The sequence below is a fragment of the Arthrobacter sp. 92 genome (assembly GCF_050260325.1).
In the GTDB taxonomy this organism is placed as follows: domain Bacteria; phylum Actinomycetota; class Actinomycetes; order Actinomycetales; family Micrococcaceae; genus Arthrobacter.
This window is the reverse complement of the sequence record NZ_CP189863.1, coordinates 4182013-4198678: the sequence shown is the minus strand read 5'-3', so window position 1 is coordinate 4198678 and position 16666 is coordinate 4182013. Positions and strand designations below refer to the sequence as shown.

General features: G+C 66.1%; 17 protein-coding genes. 9 read left to right on the top strand and 8 right to left on the bottom strand.

Annotation, left to right across the window (positions count from 1 at the left end):
• Nucleotides 1-268: 268 nt before the first annotated feature.
• Nucleotides 269-697 (bottom strand): PLD nuclease N-terminal domain-containing protein, encoded by a 429-nt coding sequence (locus ACP4XC_RS19510; RefSeq protein ID WP_427172351.1) that lies wholly within the window; start codon nucleotides 695-697, stop codon nucleotides 269-271.
• A 117-nt stretch (nucleotides 698-814) separates the two neighbouring features.
• Between ACP4XC_RS19510 and ACP4XC_RS19505 the strand changes: the two genes are divergently transcribed.
• Nucleotides 815-1156 (top strand): DUF4229 domain-containing protein, encoded by a 342-nt coding sequence (locus tag ACP4XC_RS19505; RefSeq protein ID WP_427172350.1) that lies wholly within the window; start codon nucleotides 815-817, stop codon nucleotides 1154-1156.
• Nucleotides 1157-1194: 38 nt separating this feature from the next.
• Here ACP4XC_RS19505 and ACP4XC_RS19500 read toward each other — a convergent pair whose 3' ends face one another.
• The 5 genes from ACP4XC_RS19500 to ACP4XC_RS19480 form a co-directional block, all read right to left on the bottom strand.
• Nucleotides 1195-2076 carry a 1,4-dihydroxy-2-naphthoate polyprenyltransferase gene (locus ACP4XC_RS19500; protein WP_427172349.1) on the bottom strand — a complete coding sequence of 294 codons (882 nt, stop codon included), beginning with the start codon at nucleotides 2074-2076 and terminating at the stop codon, nucleotides 1195-1197.
• A gap of 100 nt (nucleotides 2077-2176) precedes the next feature.
• Nucleotides 2177-3280 carry an AMP-binding protein gene (locus ACP4XC_RS19495; protein WP_427175170.1) on the bottom strand — a complete coding sequence of 368 codons (1104 nt, stop codon included), beginning with the start codon at nucleotides 3278-3280 and terminating at the stop codon, nucleotides 2177-2179.
• A 55-nt stretch (nucleotides 3281-3335) separates the two neighbouring features.
• Entirely contained in the window at nucleotides 3336-4301 is a 966-nt protein-coding gene (locus ACP4XC_RS19490; protein WP_427172348.1) for a 1,4-dihydroxy-2-naphthoyl-CoA synthase, read from the bottom strand.
• Nucleotides 4302-4322: 21 nt separating this feature from the next.
• Nucleotides 4323-4763, bottom strand: a complete 441-nt coding sequence (locus tag ACP4XC_RS19485) for a VOC family protein (RefSeq protein ID WP_427172347.1) — start codon at nucleotides 4761-4763, stop codon at nucleotides 4323-4325.
• A 65-nt stretch (nucleotides 4764-4828) separates the two neighbouring features.
• Complete coding sequence (locus ACP4XC_RS19480; protein WP_427172346.1) at nucleotides 4829-5590, bottom strand: CPBP family intramembrane glutamic endopeptidase; 762 nt, start codon at nucleotides 5588-5590, stop codon at nucleotides 4829-4831.
• An 80-nt stretch (nucleotides 5591-5670) separates the two neighbouring features.
• Here ACP4XC_RS19480 and ACP4XC_RS19475 point away from each other — a divergent pair, with 80 nt between their 5' ends.
• The 5 genes from ACP4XC_RS19475 to ACP4XC_RS19455 all read left to right on the top strand — a co-directional run bounded on the left by ACP4XC_RS19475 (nucleotide 5671) and on the right by ACP4XC_RS19455 (nucleotide 12442).
• Nucleotides 5671-7380 (top strand): ABC-F family ATP-binding cassette domain-containing protein, encoded by a 1710-nt coding sequence (locus tag ACP4XC_RS19475; RefSeq protein ID WP_427172345.1) that lies wholly within the window; start codon nucleotides 5671-5673, stop codon nucleotides 7378-7380.
• A gap of 202 nt (nucleotides 7381-7582) precedes the next feature.
• Nucleotides 7583-7930, top strand: a complete 348-nt coding sequence (locus tag ACP4XC_RS19470) for a molybdopterin oxidoreductase (RefSeq protein ID WP_427172344.1) — start codon at nucleotides 7583-7585, stop codon at nucleotides 7928-7930.
• Nucleotides 7930-10458 carry a nitrite reductase large subunit NirB gene (nirB, locus tag ACP4XC_RS19465; RefSeq protein ID WP_427172342.1) on the top strand — a complete coding sequence of 843 codons (2529 nt, stop codon included), beginning with the start codon at nucleotides 7930-7932 and terminating at the stop codon, nucleotides 10456-10458. The genes ACP4XC_RS19470 and nirB overlap by 1 nt, the downstream gene beginning before the upstream one ends.
• A complete protein-coding gene (locus ACP4XC_RS19460) occupies nucleotides 10455-10772 on the top strand; it encodes a Rieske (2Fe-2S) protein (RefSeq protein WP_427172341.1) in 318 nt (105 codons plus the stop codon). The genes nirB and ACP4XC_RS19460 overlap by 4 nt, the downstream gene beginning before the upstream one ends.
• A gap of 206 nt (nucleotides 10773-10978) precedes the next feature.
• Nucleotides 10979-12442, top strand: a complete 1464-nt coding sequence (locus tag ACP4XC_RS19455) for an amino acid permease (RefSeq protein ID WP_427172340.1) — start codon at nucleotides 10979-10981, stop codon at nucleotides 12440-12442.
• Nucleotides 12443-12568: 126 nt separating this feature from the next.
• Here ACP4XC_RS19455 and ACP4XC_RS19450 read toward each other — a convergent pair whose 3' ends face one another.
• Both ACP4XC_RS19450 and ACP4XC_RS19445 read right to left on the bottom strand, forming a co-directional pair.
• Nucleotides 12569-13294 carry a dienelactone hydrolase family protein gene (locus tag ACP4XC_RS19450; protein ID WP_427172339.1) on the bottom strand — a complete coding sequence of 242 codons (726 nt, stop codon included), beginning with the start codon at nucleotides 13292-13294 and terminating at the stop codon, nucleotides 12569-12571.
• A gap of 113 nt (nucleotides 13295-13407) precedes the next feature.
• Complete coding sequence (locus ACP4XC_RS19445) at nucleotides 13408-13584, bottom strand: CsbD family protein (protein ID WP_427172338.1); 177 nt, start codon at nucleotides 13582-13584, stop codon at nucleotides 13408-13410.
• A gap of 154 nt (nucleotides 13585-13738) precedes the next feature.
• On the opposite strand from ACP4XC_RS19445, the gene ACP4XC_RS19440 reads away from it, so the two are divergent.
• The 3 genes from ACP4XC_RS19440 (at nucleotide 13739) to ACP4XC_RS19430 (ending at nucleotide 16666) form a co-directional block, all read left to right on the top strand.
• Entirely contained in the window at nucleotides 13739-14422 is a 684-nt protein-coding gene (locus ACP4XC_RS19440; RefSeq protein WP_427172337.1) for a pentapeptide repeat-containing protein, read from the top strand.
• A gap of 142 nt (nucleotides 14423-14564) precedes the next feature.
• Nucleotides 14565-15794 (top strand): thiolase family protein, encoded by a 1230-nt coding sequence (locus tag ACP4XC_RS19435; protein ID WP_427172336.1) that lies wholly within the window; start codon nucleotides 14565-14567, stop codon nucleotides 15792-15794.
• Nucleotides 15794-16666, top strand: a complete 873-nt coding sequence (locus tag ACP4XC_RS19430) for an enoyl-CoA hydratase/isomerase family protein (protein WP_427172335.1) — start codon at nucleotides 15794-15796, stop codon at nucleotides 16664-16666. Before ACP4XC_RS19435 ends, ACP4XC_RS19430 begins: the two co-directional genes overlap by 1 nt.

The following is a 16666-nucleotide window of genomic DNA, read 5'->3' as shown; positions in this document are numbered from 1 at the left end:
GGACACAACCAGCCAGATCAGCAGCACCACCATACCCGCGAAGTACAGGATGGTCTCGGTATCTTCTGTGCTCATCGGAAGGCTCCTTCCAGATGGCTGGCGCTCGTGACAGGAGCAATCGATGTTCCTGGATTCATCAAACACTGGCCGACGGATCGGTGGCGGGTTTCAGCGGAATTCTTGACGGATTCTTAACGCAGGCCGTTTCCTGGGCCCGGCTGCAGCGGCCATCCGGCGGCCGGTACGGGCAGAAGTGCCTTGACGGCGGTTACTTGACTTCGTCAGTGCCGTGCGCGTCGGTCTCGCCGGTGCTGTGGGGTTCGCCGGGCTTGTGCGTCCCGCCGGATCCGGGGCTCCCGCCGTTGAGCTTGCGTTCCTTGGCCTGCAGGTCGTTCTGGAGCTTCTTGAGGCGCTCGGCCTCCGCTTGGTTGCGGCGGCGGATTTCGAGGTTGCGCAGGAAGTCCGGATCATCGTCCGGGGCCAGCGGGTGGCTGTAGGTTTGCGGCGCGGGCGATTCTCCGCGCGGCCGCCCGATGATGAACCACAATGCGGCTCCCACCACCGGCAGGATAATCATCACCACAATCCACGCTGTTTTGGAGATGCCCCTGGCGAGGTGCCGATCGGTCCGGATCACGTCCACGAGGCCATAGACGAATATGGCAAGAACGGCGACGGCGACCAGTACACGGGGCATACCAATATTCTAGCGTCAGCAGGCCTCTCGCAGGACTCCTCTGCCAAGGCTCAGACCGGCAACCGGCCATCCTGCACCCTGGCGGTCGGGCCTGCCATGGACGGCTAAACTTGGGGTGTGGCTTTCGTGAAATACTCCCTGATCCGGCTGGCAATCTTCGTGCCGTTGTTCGTGCTTTTCTTATACCTTCAGCTGGGAGCGTTGCTCGCCGCGCTCTGTGCCGGCCTGATGGCCTTCGCCATCAGCTACCTGTTCTTCCAGAAGCAGCGCAATGACGCCACGGCCGCTCTCAGCTACCGCTTTTCCGGCCGCGCCAAGCCGATCCGCAGCGCAGGCGAGGTTGAAGACGCCGACGCCGAAGACCGGTTGGTGGACGCCAACCCGGAGATCGCTGTGAACGCGGACCGTCCCCGCAAGGACTCCGCCAAGGACCCGGGCAAAGACTCCAGCGACTCCTAGACACGGGCCGGCCCCGGCCCCGGCCCCAAGACCGGGTCCTAGAACCCGTGGCCCAGCACGAGTCCCAGCGAGAACAGCAGGCTGTAGCCGAGGTTGATCAGGCCCGTCTGTTTGAGCACCGGGATGAGGCTCTTGCGCTTCCGCCCGTTGATCATGAGCCAGGACGGCATCAGGATGGCCGGGATCAGCAGCAGCACAATGAGCATCCAGGGGCGTCCCGGGGCCAGGATCACCACCAGCAGGATGGCCACCGCCAGCATCAGCACGTAGCTTTCACGGGCGTGCTTGTCGCCCAGCCGCACCGCGAGGGTTTTCTTGCCTGCCTTGATGTCCGTGGGAATGTCCCGGACGTTGTTGGCCATCAGCAGCGCGCACGCGATGAGTCCGGTGCCGATCGCGCCGATGATCGAGGCCAGGCTCAGCTGTCCGGCCTGGGTGTAGGTGGTGCCCAGCGTGGCAACCAGGCCGAAGAACACAAACACAAAGAGATCCCCGAGGCCCATGTAGCCGTACGGGTTCTTCCCTCCGGTGTAGCCCCAGGCAGCCATCACGCAGCCAAGCCCCACCAGGATCAGCCACCACGTCTGGGTGATGATCACCAGGGTCAGCCCGAACAGCATCGCGAGCCCGAAGGCTGCGAATGCTGCCATCTTGACCTGCTCCGCCTTCGCGGCGCCGGAGCCCACCAGCCGCAGCGGTCCCACGCGGTCCTCATCGGTGCCGCGGATACCGTCGGAGTAGTCGTTCGCGTAGTTCACCCCCACCTGAAGCAGCAGGGCAACCAGTGCGGCGAGGATGGCATTGAGGGGGCGGAAGGCGTCCATCTCGTAGGCCGCTGCCGTGCCGATCAGTACCGGCGCGATCGCGGCCGGCAGGGTGCGCAGTCGGGCGCCTTGGATCCATTGTGCGGCTGTGGCCACGGTCAGTACTCCGTCTTGCTTCGTTGAGGTGTTTCGTTGAGGTGTTTCGGATGGTGCTTCCGCCGGGCCGGTTCGGGCTGTCCCGGCGGGAAGGGCTTTTCTATTTTCCCTGATGCAGCGAGGCCAGGGCGCCAATCATCTGCAGCCGGTCCGGTTTCCCGTTGGGCAGCATCTTCAGTTCAGCGGCCGCCAGCACGGTCTTGGGGGCCATGGTGCCCAGCGTCGAGAATCCGCGGCCGCTGAATTCCGCGATTCCCTCAGCCGAACTGTCGGCCAAAGCCACATAGGCTGCCACCGCCTGGCCCCACTCCGCGGACGGAACCCCGGCCACGAAGGCGGCCAGGACGCCGTCGAGCTTTTCCAGTTCCAACTGCACCTGCGCGGCGGAGACTTTGACCCCGCCGGTGATGATGACGTCGTCGGCGCGGCCCAAAACGGTGAGGCGGCCGTCGGCGTCGATGGAGCCGAGGTCGCTGGTGCGGTACCACCGCACGCCGTCCTCCTCGAAGAAGGACCCGGCGCTCAGCGCCGGATCGTCCAGGTATCCGGCGGCAAGCGTGGCGCCGCCCAGCAGGATCCTGCCGGTCCCGTCCACGCGGACCAGCACGTCCTCGAGCGGGAATCCGTCGTACACGCAGCCGCCGCACGTTTCCGCCGAGCCGTAGGTGGTGATCACGCGGACGCCGGCCTCGCGGGCGGCGGCCAGCAGGTCCGCCGGGGCGGGGCCGCCGCCGAGCAGGATGCCGTTGAAGCGCCGCAGCACGGCCAGTGTTTCAGTGGTCGGCGAGTCCAGCAGCCGCTGCAGCTGGGTGGGCACCAGGGATGTGAAACGGATCTTGTCCGTGAGCTCCTGGGCGGCGGCGGTGAACGCCTCGGGAGTGAACCCGCCGGACAGGTCCATGACCCACGGGCGGGTGCCCGCAAAGAGGGAGCGGACCAGCACCTGGACCCCGGCAACATACTGCGGGGGCAGCGCCAGCAGCCACTGGCCCTCGCCTTTGAGGGCAAAGGCGGTTGCCATGGAGGAGGCCGCCAAGGCGTCTACGGTGAGGACCGTGGCCTTGGGCGTGCCGGTGGAGCCCGAGGTCCGCACCACCACGGCGGCGTCCTCAAAGCCGGGCGTGTCCGCGGCGGAGACCAGGAGGCCACCGTCGGCGTCCACGGAAAGTTCGACGGCGGGCCCCTCGCCGTGGAGGGCGGCCATAAGGGCCTTCAGGGCGGGCGCGATGTTCACGGGTCCAGTAGTCACAGTGGCTGCCTTAGAAGTAGTACGGGAACTTGGACCAGTCGGGATCGCGCTTCTCGAGGAAGGCTTCCTTGCCCTCCACGGCCTCGTCCGTCATGTAGGCCAGGCGGGTGGCCTCGCCGGCGAAGACCTGCTGGCCGGCCAGCCCGTCGTCGGCCAGGTTGAAGGCGAACTTGAGCATCCGGATGGCCTGCGGGGACTGCCGGGCGATGTCCGCGGCGTACTCCAGGGCCACGTCCTCGAGGCGCTCGTGGTCAACGGCCTCGTTCACTGCGCCCATGCGGACCATGTCCTCGGCGGAGTATTCGCGGGCCAGGAAGAAGATCTCCCGCGCGGACTTCTGGCCGATCTGGCGGGCAAGCAGCGCGGAGCCGTACCCGGCGTCGAAACTTCCCACCGTGGCGTCGGTCTGCTTGAACTTGCCGTGCTGGCGGGACGCGATGGTGAGGTCCGAGACCACATGCAGGGAGTGCCCGCCGCCTGCTGCCCAGCCGTTGACGACCGCGATGACCACCTTGGGCATGGTCCGCATGAGCCGCTGGACCTCGAGGATGTGCAGCCGGCCGGCGCGGGCCGGGTCGATGGTCTCCTTGGTCTCGCCCTCTGTGTTTTGCACTACGTACCTGTACCCGTCGCGCCCGCGGATCCGCTGGTCCCCGCCCGAGCAGAACGAGTGGCCGCCGTCCTTGGGGGAGGGGCCGTTGCCGGTGAGCAGCACGGTGGCCACGTCCGGGGTCATCCGGGCATGGTCCATGGCACGGTAGAGCTCGTCCACGGTGCCGGGGCGGAAGGCGTTCCGGACCTCGGGGCGGTTGAATGCGATGCGGACCGTGGGCAGGTCGCGCACCACTTTCCCGTCCGCGGACCGCTCCACCTGGCGGTGGTAGGTCATGTCCTGGAAATCGTCGAAGCCGGACACTGTGCGCCAGCGGGCGGGGTCAAAGACGTCGGACACCTTGGCGGGGATTTCGTTGCTCACAGACCGAGTCTAGTAATGGCCTCAGCTGATGCAGAACTCGTTGCCTTCCGGGTCGGCCATGGTGTGCCACGAATGCGGGCCCTGGCTGGCGGTCCAGAGGAACCTCGCGCCGCGTGCTTCGAGGGCCGCGCGGACCTCGTCCTTGTCCCGGCCGTCCAGCCTCACGTCCCAGTGCACCCGGTTCTTGACGGTTTTTTCCTCGGGGACCGGCTGGAACAGCAGGCGGCGGCTGGGCGCCTTGGCCTCGAGTTCCTCCGGCGGTCGGATGGCCGCGCCGGCCTGCCAGACGAGTTTGCCGTGGTGGGTTGTGGTGTCGGCGTCCGTGGCGAACCCCTGCTCGATCATGGACCGGATGAATGCCTCGTCCTGTGGTTCCACGGCCCAATCCAGCGTTTCGGCCCACCAGTCGGCGAGTTCATGCGGATTCCTGCAGTCAATGGCTATCTGGATGTTCAGTGTCATGGATCAAACGTATGACGCCGGCGTCCCCGCCGGTAGGGGCCGTGCGGCATCATCCCGCGGGGTTGCTAGCCGTGGACCTGCTGCAGCTGGGTCATCAGCTCCGGCGGGATTGCGTAGATGAAGATGACGGCGAGCAGGTTCTTGGAGGCGTGGACCATGTAGGAGAACATCAGGTTCTTCCCCGTCCACACGTACACGAACACCAGGGTGGCGCCCATGGCCAGGTAAGGCATCAGCACCGGCAGGGTGAGGGTTTCCTGGCCCACGATGTGAAGGGCCGCGAAGAGCAGGGCGGAGAGTGCACAGCAGACCCAGATGTTGACGCGCCTGCCCAGCTTGCCGATCAGCAGATGGCGGAAGATGTACTCCTCCACGAAGGGGCCCACCACCACCAGCAGGGGCACGATCAGCCAGGCCGGCACCTGCTGCATCAGCGCCTGGACGTTCGCCTGGTTGGCGGAGTTCTGCACGGACCCGCTCCATGCCACCAGCACGGCCGTGAGGATCAGCATCACTATCACCGACGCCGGCACCATCAGCAGCGTGAACCACGGCCGGGTGGCAAGGACGCGCAGGTCCCGGGCCACCACCCGCCGGGCGGCGGCAACGGCAAGAATGCCCACGCAGCCGTAGAACAGCAGGTTGACGGCATAGACCGCCACGGCCGGATTGGGCGAGAGCTGCAGGAGGAGCGGCCGGAGCAGGTCGCCGGCCACGGCAAAGAGGACAGCCACCGCCACGTACACCCCCACGGTGGCGTAATCCAGAGGCGAAAAGACGTAGAGCTCCGGCTGCGGCGCCGGCGGTCTGCGGAGAACTGTGCCCATGCCCCCCAGCCTAGCTTCCAGTCCAGCTTGACGGGGTCGCGGGGTGCGTGCACGCTTGATGCCTACTGCGAGGACCCCCATTGGCTGAACATCTCCACCTTTCCGGCGTGTCCCACGGCTACGGGGACCGCCAATTGTTTGACGGCGTCGAACTAGTCATTACTCCCGGCGAGCACGTGGCGATTGTGGGCGAAAACGGCGCGGGCAAATCCACGCTGCTGCGGATCCTGGCGGGCCGGGAGGTGCCGGACGAAGGGACCGCCGGCAGTCATGGCCGGGTGGGCTACCTTGCCCAGACCCACGGCCTGCCGGATACGGTGACCGTGGGCAGCGCCATTGATGCTGCGCTGGAATCGCTGCGCGCCATCGAGGCGGAGCTGGACCGTATGGAAGAGGGGCTGGCCGACGCCGACGCGGACGAACTCGAGGCCTACGGCAGGCTGCAGACCGAATATCAGCTCAGGGAAGGCTACGCCGCCGAATCCCGCGTGGAGGCGGCGCTGGACCGGCTGGGGCTGGGCGGACTGGACCGGCAGCGGACGCTGGGCTCGCTCTCCGGCGGTGAACAGGAGCGCGTGGCGCTGGCCTGTGTCCTGGCCGACCCGGCCGACATCCTGCTCCTGGACGAACCCACCAACCACCTGGACGCCAGCGGCACGGCGTGGCTGGAAGCACGGCTGGCTGCCCATCGCGGCACTGTGGTGGTGGTCTCCCACGACCGGGTGCTGCTGCGCAAAGTGGCAACAACGGTGATTGAAGTGGACGCCGAACGCCGCACCGTCAACCGCTACGGAAACGGCTACGCGGGATATCTGCACGAGAAGGCGGCGGAACGCCAGCGCTGGGTGCAGCAGTATCACTCCTGGCTCGATGCCATGGCCGCCGAACGGCTCCAGGCCGATACCGTTGCAGGAAAGATGGGCTACGCACGCCAGCGAGACGGCGACAAAATGGGTTTCGACTTCAAAGCCGGCACCTGGCAGCGGGCAGCGAGCAGCAAGGTCCGCAACGCCCAGGAACGGCTGCGCCGGCTGGAGGCCAGCCCGGTTGATCGGCCGCCGGAACCCCTGCGGCTCGCCGCCGAACTGGCCGTCCGTCCTACCGCGGTGGAGGCTACCGCCGTCGAGCCTACGGCCGCGGCTTCGGCAGGCGGCGGCGGAGATTCAGCGGGTGTCCCTGTCCTTGAAGCCCGCGGAGTGGTGGTCCGCGGGCGCCTGCAGCTGCGCGAACTCCGCGTGGATGCCGGGCAGAAGATTCTGATCACCGGGCCCAACGGCGCGGGGAAGTCCACCCTGTTGTCCGTGCTCGCAGGGGCCCTGCAACCTGAACAGGGCGAGGTGACCAGGCCCGCACGGATCGGCTATCTGCAACAGGAGCTGGAGCCGCCGCGGCACCCCGGCGTCCGGCTGCTGCCGGCCTTCGCCGCGGGGCTTGGCGGCAACATCGATGAGCATGCCGAGGCGCTCCTCCGCCTGGGGCTCTTCCGCACCAGTGAATTCCACGTTCCGGTAGGGGGCCTCTCTGCCGGCCAGCAGCGCAGGCTCGCGCTGGCCAGGCTGCTGCTGGGCGGCTTCGGGACCATGATCCTTGATGAGCCCACCAACCACCTGGCGCCTGTGCTCGTGGAACAACTCGAGGCTGCCCTGGCCGGGTTCGCCGGAACGCTGGTTATGGTCAGCCACGACCGTGCCCTGCGGGAGTGGTTCAACACCTGCGCCCGGGAAAGCGAGCGGAAGCACGACGGCGGCAGCTGGCTCCGGTATTCCATGCAGGACGGCGCGCTGACATAGCCTTCGTCGGGGCGGCACGGGGGCGGCGTCCCAATGCCCCTCAGGCAAAGATGCGTGTGGTGAGGCAGACGGTGAAGTTTGCGTTAAAGGATTGTTACCCACCGAGCGGCGGCCAGAAACAACAGCGGAGCAGGATGGAACCGTGCCAGCGGTTTCCACCCTGTCGCCAAGCCCGTCTCAGCCGGCCGAAAGGATCTCTCCCGTGATCACCAAGAACCTTTTCCTGCAGGGCATCTTCCCGTTCATGGGAACCGGACTCGAGAAGCCGGTTCCCATTCACAGCAGCCTTTCGCACTACGTCCCTGACGGCGTCATCAACCAGACCCTTTATTTCCGCGGCGGCAACTCCTCCGCAGAACTGGTCACGGTGGTCCTGATGCGCGACGGCGTGCCCATGCGCTACTTTCCCATCGGCGCCCGGAGCGATGTCCACGTGCCGCTTCGGGTGGTCGAGGACATCGACGGCGGTTCGGTGATTGAGCTGTATCTCGCCGCTCCGGACGGTGTTGCCGGATCCGTGGTGATCGACCTGGGCATGGTGGAGCACTGATGACCAGCGTCCTGGAACGGCGGCAGGCCCCCACGGGCATACCCGACACCCGTCGGCGGCTGGTGGTGATCGGCAACGGCATGGCCGGAGCGCGGGCGGTGGAGGAGATCCTGGCCCGCGGCGGGGCGGAGCAGTTCAAGATCACCATGTTCGGCGACGAACCCTACGGGAACTACAACCGCATCATGCTCAGCCATGTTCTCTCCGGCGAGGAGGACGACTCCAAAATCTTCCTGAACTCGCTGCCCTGGTACCGGGAAAACAACATCACCCTCCACGCGGGCGTCCGGGTGGAACGGATCGACCGGTTCACCAAATACGTCTTCGCGGCCAACGGCCATGTGATTCCCTACGATGTGCTGATCATTGCCACCGGCAGCCGCTCCTTCATGCCGCCGATGGACGGGCTGTACACCCCGGCCGGTTCGGTCAAGCCCGGTGTGTTCACGTTCCGCACCATCGATGACACCCGCAGGATGGTCCAGCATGCGCAGCAGCACGAGCACCTGGAGAGCCAACGCAGGGCAGTGGTGATTGGCGGCGGCCTGCTGGGGCTCGAAGCCGCCCGCGGACTGCAGACCCACGGCGTCGACGTCGAGGTGGTGCACTCCGGAAAGCACCTGATGAACGCCCAGATGGGACCCGAGGGCGGCGCCATCCTCCGCCGGAGCGTGGAGGCCCTCGGCATCCGGGTCCACACGGGAAGCCGGACGACCGCGGTCCTCGGCGCGGACCGGGTCACCGGCGTGCGCCTGCGCGATCAGCCCGATATCGGCTGCGCCATGGTGGTGCTGGCCGCCGGAATCCGCCCCAATGTGGACCTCGCCGTACTGAGCGGCCTGGCCGTGGAACGCGCGATTGTGGTGGATGACCAGCTGCGGGTGCTGGATGAGGACAACATTTATGCCGTGGGGGAGTGCGTGCAGCACCGCGGGGAGGTGTACGGACTTGTGGCGCCTTTGTGGGAGCAGGCGGCCGTCCTCGCGGACCACGTCACCGGCTCGGACACCGCGTCCGCCTACCTCGGATCCCGGACCGCCACGAAACTCAAGGTGGCCGGCGTCGAAGTGGCGTCCATGGGCCTGCACGGCCCGGAACTCGACACTGACGAACACATCGTCTTCTCCGAGCCCAGCCGCGGCGTGTTCAAATCCATCGTCATCCGGGACAACAAGATGGTGGGGGCCACCCTCCTTGGCGACAGCCGCAAGGTGGCCTACCTGACCCAGGCCTTCGACCGGGGACTGCCGCTCCCGGCGGAGCGGATCTCGTTGATGTTCGATCTTGGCGGCCCGGCCGAGGACCAGGGCGTGGCCGAGCTCGACGGTGAGGCGCAGGTGTGCAACTGCAACGGCGTGAGCAAGCAGACCCTCGTGGACACCGTCAGGGGCGGCTGCAACACCGTAGCGGGCGCCATGGACGCCACCCGGGCGGGCAAGGGCTGCGGTTCCTGCAAGCTCCTGGTCAAACAGGTGGTGGAATGGGCGGCCGACGGCGCCGTGGACGAGGACCCGGCGGCCGGCTACTACGTGCCGGGCATCCCGCTGGACAAGCCGGCGCTGATGGACGCCATCCGCGAACAGGGCCTGCGCTCCGTGTCCTCGGTGTTCGCCGCTCTTGCCCCGGGAAGTGTGGAGGATGCGAAATCCAAGATGGGCCTGGCATCACTGATGAAGATGATGCTGGCGGACCGGTACATCGACGAGCGGGACGCCCGGTTCATCAACGACCGCGTCCACGCGAACATCCAGCGCGACGGCACGTTCTCCGTGGTGCCGCAGATGAGGGGCGGCGTGACGTCCGTGCAGCAACTGCGGCGGATCGCCGACGTCGCCGAAAAACACAACATCCCCCTGATCAAGCTCACCGGCGGCCAGCGAATCGACCTGCTCGGCGTGCCCAAGGAGGACCTTCCGCAGGTCTGGGCGGACCTGGACATGCCCTCCGGTTATGCCTACGGCAAGAGCTTCCGCACCGTCAAAACCTGCGTGGGAAAGGATTATTGCCGCTACGGGACGGGCGATTCCACCACGCTGGGCATCGAGATCGAATCACGCTTCCAGGGCATCGAGGCTCCGGCCAAACTCAAGCTCGCGGTATCCGGATGCCCCCGCAACTGTGCCGAGTCCCTCGTGAAGGACGTGGGGGTGGTGGCCGTGGAGGGCGGACGATGGGAGATCTACGTAGGGGGAGCGGCCGGTGCCCACATCCGCAAGGGCGACCTGCTGGCCACCGTGGATGATCCGGAGGCCGTCAAAGTCCTTGCCGGACGGTTCATGCAGTACTACCGGGAAAAGGCCAACTGGCTGGAACGGACGTACGCCTTTGTGCCCCGGGTGGGGATCGAGCACCTCCGGGCCGTAATCGTCGAGGACGCGGAGGGCATCGCTGCCACGCTGGACGCCGCCATGCAGGCTTCCGTGGACAGCTACGTGGATCCGTGGAGCGAGCGAGACGATCCCCGGACGCCGGGCCAGTTCCGCACATCCCTGCCGCTGACGGTCCTCCCGCAGGTTCCGGTCCGATGAGCGCCGGCCACAACCTTGGTCCCGTGGCCCAGATCCCGTTCGGAGAGGGCCGGGCCTTCGGTGTCGACGGCGAACAGGTGGCGGTGTTCCGGCTCCGCGACGGCTCCCTGCGGGCCCTGTCCGCGGTCTGCACGCACCAAGGAGGCCCCATCGCGGACGGCACCATCGACCAGGACCTGGTCCTGTGTCCGCTGCACCAGAACGCCTTCAGGCTGGACACCGGGTGCTCCACCACCGGCGCCGAACCTCTGACCAGCTATGACGTCCAAACCGACAATCATCAGAACATTATTCTAAGAACTTCCTCAAGATAAGAAAATCATTCGGCATAACACCGTTCCACTGTTGTCTGCGTCACTGGCCGTTCCGCACGCCCTATAAACTGGGGAGGCCGCGCGAACCTCGACGCCCTGAGGGTTTTCGTCCAGATAATTCCCCCAATCGCGGGATAAACCTGAATTATCCGAACGAAAACTCTGCGTTTCTGAGCCGGCCATACTCCGACCCACAAGGAACAGTTGTGCCACAAAGTACGTCTACAGAACTTCAGAGCGCGCCGGTGCAATCCGCCGTCGTCGACTCGACTCTCAGCGCCGAGGGCTATAAAAAGACCCTGAGCGGCCGCCACGTGACCATGATCTCCATGGGCGGCGCCATCGGCGTCGGCCTGTTCATGGGGGCCGGCGGACGCCTGGCCTCCACCGGCCCGGCGCTGATCTTCTCCTACGCCATCGCCGGCGTCATCGCCTACCTGCTGATGCGGGCACTGGGCGAGCTCATCATGTACCGCCAGACGTCCGGTTCCTTCGTCAGCTACGCTGGCGAAATGTTCGGCAAGAAGGGCGCTTTCGTGTCCGGCTGGATGTACTTCATCAACTGGGGCATGACGGGAATCGCGGAACTGATAGCGATCGGCCTGTACTTCCAGTTCTTCTTCCCCAACGTGCCGGTGGAAGCCTCCGCGATTGCGGCACTGGCGCTGCTCGTGGCCGTGAACCTTTTCAGCGTCAAGGCCTTCGGCGAATTTGAATTCTGGGCCTCCTGCCTCAAGGTGGGCGCCATTCTGATCTTCCTGGCTGTGGGCACCTTTATGGTGATCACCAATGCCAAGGTGGGCGTCGGCCACGCGTCCGTTGCCAACCTCTTTGACGGCGACGGGGGAATGTTCCCCAAGGGCGCCCTGGTGATGGTGCTGGTGCTTAATGCGGTGATTTTCGCGTACAACGGCATCGAACTTGTGGGCATCACCGCAGGTGAGATGGAAGACGCCAAGCGCGAAGTGCCCAAGGCGATCCGCGCCGTCGTGCTCCGCATCGTGGTCTTCTACGTCGGTTCCGTGCTCCTCCTGGCCATGCTGCTCCCCTCGGACCAGTACAAGGCCGGAGTGTCCCCGTTCGTCACCGTCTTCGGCCAGATGGGCCTCGGCTGGGTGGGCGACGTCATGAACATGATCGTCATCACCGCCGCCCTGTCGTCCTGTAACTCGGGCCTGTACTCGATCGGCCGCGTCTTCCGCACCATGGCCAACAATGGACATGCCCCCCAGTGGCTCACCAGGATGTCCACCCGCCACGTCCCCTACGCGGCCATCCTGGCTATCGCCGCCTTCTACCTCGTGGGCATCCTGCTCAACATCTGGCTGGGCGGCTCGCACGCTTTCGACCTCGCGCTGAACACGGCCTCCATCGGCGTGATCTTCACCTGGGGTGCCATCTTCGCCAGCCAGATCGCCCTGCGGCACCAGAAGGGCCGCGTCTCCGGCCTGCCCATGCCGGGTTCACCGTGGACCAGCTGGGCCGGACTCGTGGCGCTGCTGGCCATCGCCGTGCTGATCGGCTTCGACAGCATGACGGACAAGGCCACCGGCGAGGTGTTCCAGCTGGGCCTTTGGACCCTCGCCACTATCCCGTTCTTCGCGCTGCTGCTGTGGCTGGGCTGGCAGAAGGTCAAGCACAACGAACCGAAGAGCGCGCTCTTCAGCTAACCGTTGCCCGGGAAGCGCGAACGGACACTTCAGCCCGGTTTTGCGCGCCCCCGGAAGCGCGAGCGGACACTTCAGCCCCCTTTTGGCTGGGCTTAAGTGTCCGTTCGCGCTTAATCCGTCAGGTGGTCAGCCCTTCAGATACTTGGCAAAATGTTCCTCGATCCGCTGCCAGGCTTCCTGGGCGGCCTCGGGCTCGGGCTTGATGCCCATCACCCGGAAGAGCGGGCGCAGCGGCCGCGGGCCCTCTTCCGAATCATTCATAAAGGCGTGGCCGGCGTTGGGGAACTCCTTGACGTCGTGTTCGATCCCGAGCCGGTCCAGCACGGCCTCCAGCTTTGCGGCGGCGCCGGGGAGCGTCTTGTCCTTTTTGCCGTAGTTGGCCACGATGGGGCACGCTCCCCGGAGTTCCTCTTCGGGATGCTTGGGGAGGCGGCCGTAGTTGGCGGCCGCGGCGTCGAAGCCGGTCCGGGCGATCAGCAGCGCGAAGCCGCCGCCCATGCAGAAGCCAATGACGCCCACCTTGCCTGTGGCGCGGCCCGAAGCCTTGAGCCACGCCTGCGCGGTGGCCAGGTCGGTGAATGCCCTGCCCGTGCCGGAGGCCATGGACCGCATGGTGGAGACCAGGCAGCGGCGGGGGCCGCCGTCGGCAAAGAGGTCCACGGCCAGCGTGAGGTAGCCCGCGGCGGCCATCCGGTCCGCCTGGCGGCGCGTGGAATCGGTGAGGCCGAACGCCTCATGGATCATCAGGACGGCGGGAAAGGGCCCGGCGCCCGCCGGTTCGGCGAGGTACCCGCCAAGCTTCGGTGAGCCGCCGGCCGCCAAGCTGGCCTCACTGAGATCGATGAATGGCATCGTTGGGACCTTCCGGTTGTGGCCGCGGAAACAAAAAAGACGGCGGGCCTCCCCCAAAGGAAGGTCCGCCGCCATTATCACAGGCGCCCGCCGCAACGGATGCCCATGATGCTTTAGTCTTTCTTGAACTCGTCCTTCACGTTTTCGCCAACTTTCTTGGCGTCGGCAACAACCTGGTCCTTCTGACCCTCCGCACGCAGACGGTCATTGTCCGTGGCGTTGCCGGCCGCTTCCTTGGCTTTGCCGCCGAGGTGCTCTGCTTCGTTCTGAATTTTGTCGCCGATTCCCATGGTGTAAGCCACCTTTCGTTTCCGGTTAAAAAACTAACGCTCAGCCAGAATAACACGCAGTATGCTTAGTAATTGACGCCCGGATGTCCTGACCGATCGCCGCTTCGCGCGCTTTTTCCCCCGGTTGTCGGCGCCCCGGGCTAGGCTCGAGGGCATGGATCACAAGACCAGCAGGGCTGCGCGAAAATCCGCCAAGGTGACGGGGCCCAGGCTTTCGCCGGTCAGGCTTGAAGAACTCCGCGACGAGCCGTCGCCTGATTTCCGGCGCGGCGAAAGGTACGACGGCGTCCGGTTCAGCCGCGCTGTTGCCGACGGACTCGAACTCAGCGGGACCGACTTCGCCGAGTGCGAGTTCGCCGGCGTCTCCTTCAATGAAACCCAGCTGCGCGGCGCCACGTTCCGGGATTGCATCCTGACCGAGGTCCACGCCCCTGTGTTCACCGCGGCACGGTCCTCGCTGCGCGACGTGGAGATCGGCAATCCGCGGTGGGGCTCCGCGGAGCTGTATGAAAGCGGCTGGCAGTCGGTGCGGATCGATGGCGGCAAGCTGGACTACGTGAACCTCCGGGGATCCCGGCTGACCGATGTGCAGATTAGCGACTGCATCATCAGCGAGCTGGACCTCGGGTCGGTGACCGGCACCCGGGTGGCGCTGAAGAACTGCACCATCGGCACCCTGGACCTTGCCGGGGCCAGGCTGAAGGACTTCGATTTGCGCGGCACGGATTTTCGCACCATCAGCGGACTGGGCAGCCTTTCGGGTGTGGTGATCGACGACTACCAGCTGACCCTCCTCGCGCCGCTCCTGGCCGCCCATCTTGGCGTCATCGTTGTGTAGTTTGGTTGACCCCCGGGCGGCGCAGTGTAATCTTTATAGAACGAACGGTCGGTAAATTAGCCCCAGCTAGTCCCAGGCAGTTGCTGCCGCCGATGACAGTTCCCCGCATGACATTGCCGTTAATCGCGTGAAGGGTGAATCCATGGCTTCAGCAGTTGCAGGACCACAGGCATTTTTGGTTGGAGGCGCCCGGACTCCCGTCGGCCGTTACGGCGGCGCGCTGTCCGCGGTCCGCCCGGATGACCTTGCCGCGCTGGTGGTCCGCGAGGCCGTAAGCCGGGCCGGGCTTGACCCGGAGTCCATCGACGAAGTGATCCTGGGCAACGCCAACGGCGCCGGCGAGGAAAACCGCAACGTCGCCCGGATGGCAACCCTGCTGGCCGGCCTGCCCCTCCACATTCCCGGCATCACCGTCAACCGGCTGTGCGCCTCCGGCCTGAGCGCCATCATCATGGCCAGCCAGATGATCAAGTCGGGTGCGGCGGACATCGTGATCGCCGGCGGGGTGGAATCCATGAGCCGTGCCCCCTGGGTGCAGGAAAAGCCCCGGACGGCCTTCGCCAAGCCGGGCGAAATCTTCGACACCTCCATCGGCTGGCGCTTCGTGAACCCCCTCTTCAAGAAGGGCGGGCTCTCCCGGGGCGGAAAGATGACGTACTCCATGCCGGAAACGGCGGAGGAAGTGGGCCGCGTTGACGGCATCTCCCGCGAGGACGCCGACGCCTTCGCCGTCCGCTCCCACGAACGCTCCCTTGCCGCCATCGCCGCCGGCAGGTTTGCCGCCGAGATCGTTCCCGTGACCGTCAAGTCCCGCAAGGGCGAAACCGTTGTGGACACCGACGAAGGCCCCCGCGCCGGCACCACCTTGGAGGTGCTCGCGGGTCTGCGCCCGGTGGTCGCCGGTGGCTCCATCGTGACGGCAGGGAACTCCTCCACCCTGAATGACGGCGCGTCCGCCATCATCGTGGCCTCCGAAGCAGCCATCCAGAAGCTGGGACTGACGCCGCGTGCCCGCATCATCGACGGCGCCTCCGCCGGGTGCGAGCCTGAAATCATGGGCATCGGCCCCGTCCCCGCCACCCAGAAGGTGCTGGCCCGCAGCGGGTACAGCGTGGATGACCTTGGCGCCGTCGAACTTAACGAAGCGTTCGCCACCCAGTCCCTCGCCAGCATGCGCCGGCTCGGGCTGGACCCGGAGATTGTGAACCGCGACGGCGGCGCGATCTCCCTGGGGCACCCGCTGGGTTCGTCCGGGTCGCGGATTGCCATCACCCTGCTGGGGCGGATGGAGCGCGAAGACGCGAAGATGGGCCTCGCCACCATGTGCATCGGCGTGGGCCAGGGCACCGCCATGCTGCTGGAGCGTGTGTAATGACGACCCCGAACAGCGCGAACGGACACTTGAGCACCCTGGACTTCAGCACCCTCCTGGTCGAGGAGCGTGACGACCGGGTGGTGGTCCTCCTCAACCGCCCCGAGGTCCGCAACGCAATCGACCAGCAGATGGTGGACGAACTCCACCTCGTGTGCGCCGCGCTGGAACAGAACCCCAAGGTGCTCATCATTGCCGGCGTGGACGGCGTATTCGCCTCGGGTGCGGACATTGCCCAGCTTCGCGAACGGCGCCGGGACGATGCCCTGCAGGGGATCAACTCCACGATTTTCGTCCGGATCGCCAGGTTGCCCATGCCTGTCATTGCGGCCCTGGACGGTTTCTGCTTGGGTGGCGGCGCGGAGCTCGCCTACGCCGCGGACTTCAGAATCGGCACGCCCGGCGTCCGGATCGGCAACCCCGAGACCGACCTGGGCATTCTCGCAGCGGCCGGTGCCAGCTGGCGCCTGAAGGAACTGGTGGGGGAGCCTGTGGCCAAGGAAATCCTGCTGGCGGGAACCGTGCTCCGCGCCGAGCGGGCCCTTGCCGTCAACCTCATCACCGAGATCCACGAAGCATCCCAGCTAATGGATGCTGCGCACGCGCTGGCCGACAAGGTGGCCGCGCAGGATCCCCTGGCCGTCCGCATCACCAAGTCCGTGTTCCACGCCCCGGCTGAGGCGCATCCGCTGATCGACCAGCTGGCACAGGGGATCCTGTTCGAGTCCCAGGCCAAGTTCGACCGGATGCAGGCTTTCCTGGATAAAAAGTCAGCCAAGAAGTCAGCCAAGAAGTCAGGCGCGAAGCCGGCCGGGCAGCCCGCGGAGCAGATCGGCCCGAATGCCGACACCACCCCAGAACGGAAGAAGTAG

Coding starts and splice junctions, on each gene's coding strand:
- ACP4XC_RS19510 (WP_427172351.1), bottom strand. CDS start 697: ATGCCCCGTGTACTGGTCGCCGTCGCCGTTCTTGCCATATTCGTCTAT.
- ACP4XC_RS19495 (WP_427175170.1), bottom strand. CDS start 3,280: ATGGCCGCCCTCCACGGCGAGGGGCCCGCCGTCGAACTTTCCGTGGAC.
- ACP4XC_RS19485 (WP_427172347.1), bottom strand. CDS start 4,763: ATGACACTGAACATCCAGATAGCCATTGACTGCAGGAATCCGCATGAA.
- ACP4XC_RS19480 (WP_427172346.1), bottom strand. CDS start 5,590: ATGGGCACAGTTCTCCGCAGACCGCCGGCGCCGCAGCCGGAGCTCTAC.
- nirB (WP_427172342.1), top strand. CDS start 7,930: ATGACCAGCGTCCTGGAACGGCGGCAGGCCCCCACGGGCATACCCGAC.
- ACP4XC_RS19460 (WP_427172341.1), top strand. CDS start 10,455: ATGAGCGCCGGCCACAACCTTGGTCCCGTGGCCCAGATCCCGTTCGGA.
- ACP4XC_RS19450 (WP_427172339.1), bottom strand. CDS start 13,294: ATGCCATTCATCGATCTCAGTGAGGCCAGCTTGGCGGCCGGCGGCTCA.
- ACP4XC_RS19445 (WP_427172338.1), bottom strand. CDS start 13,584: ATGGGAATCGGCGACAAAATTCAGAACGAAGCAGAGCACCTCGGCGGC.
- ACP4XC_RS19440 (WP_427172337.1), top strand. CDS start 13,739: ATGGATCACAAGACCAGCAGGGCTGCGCGAAAATCCGCCAAGGTGACG.
- ACP4XC_RS19435 (WP_427172336.1), top strand. CDS start 14,565: ATGGCTTCAGCAGTTGCAGGACCACAGGCATTTTTGGTTGGAGGCGCC.
- ACP4XC_RS19430 (WP_427172335.1), top strand. CDS start 15,794: ATGACGACCCCGAACAGCGCGAACGGACACTTGAGCACCCTGGACTTC.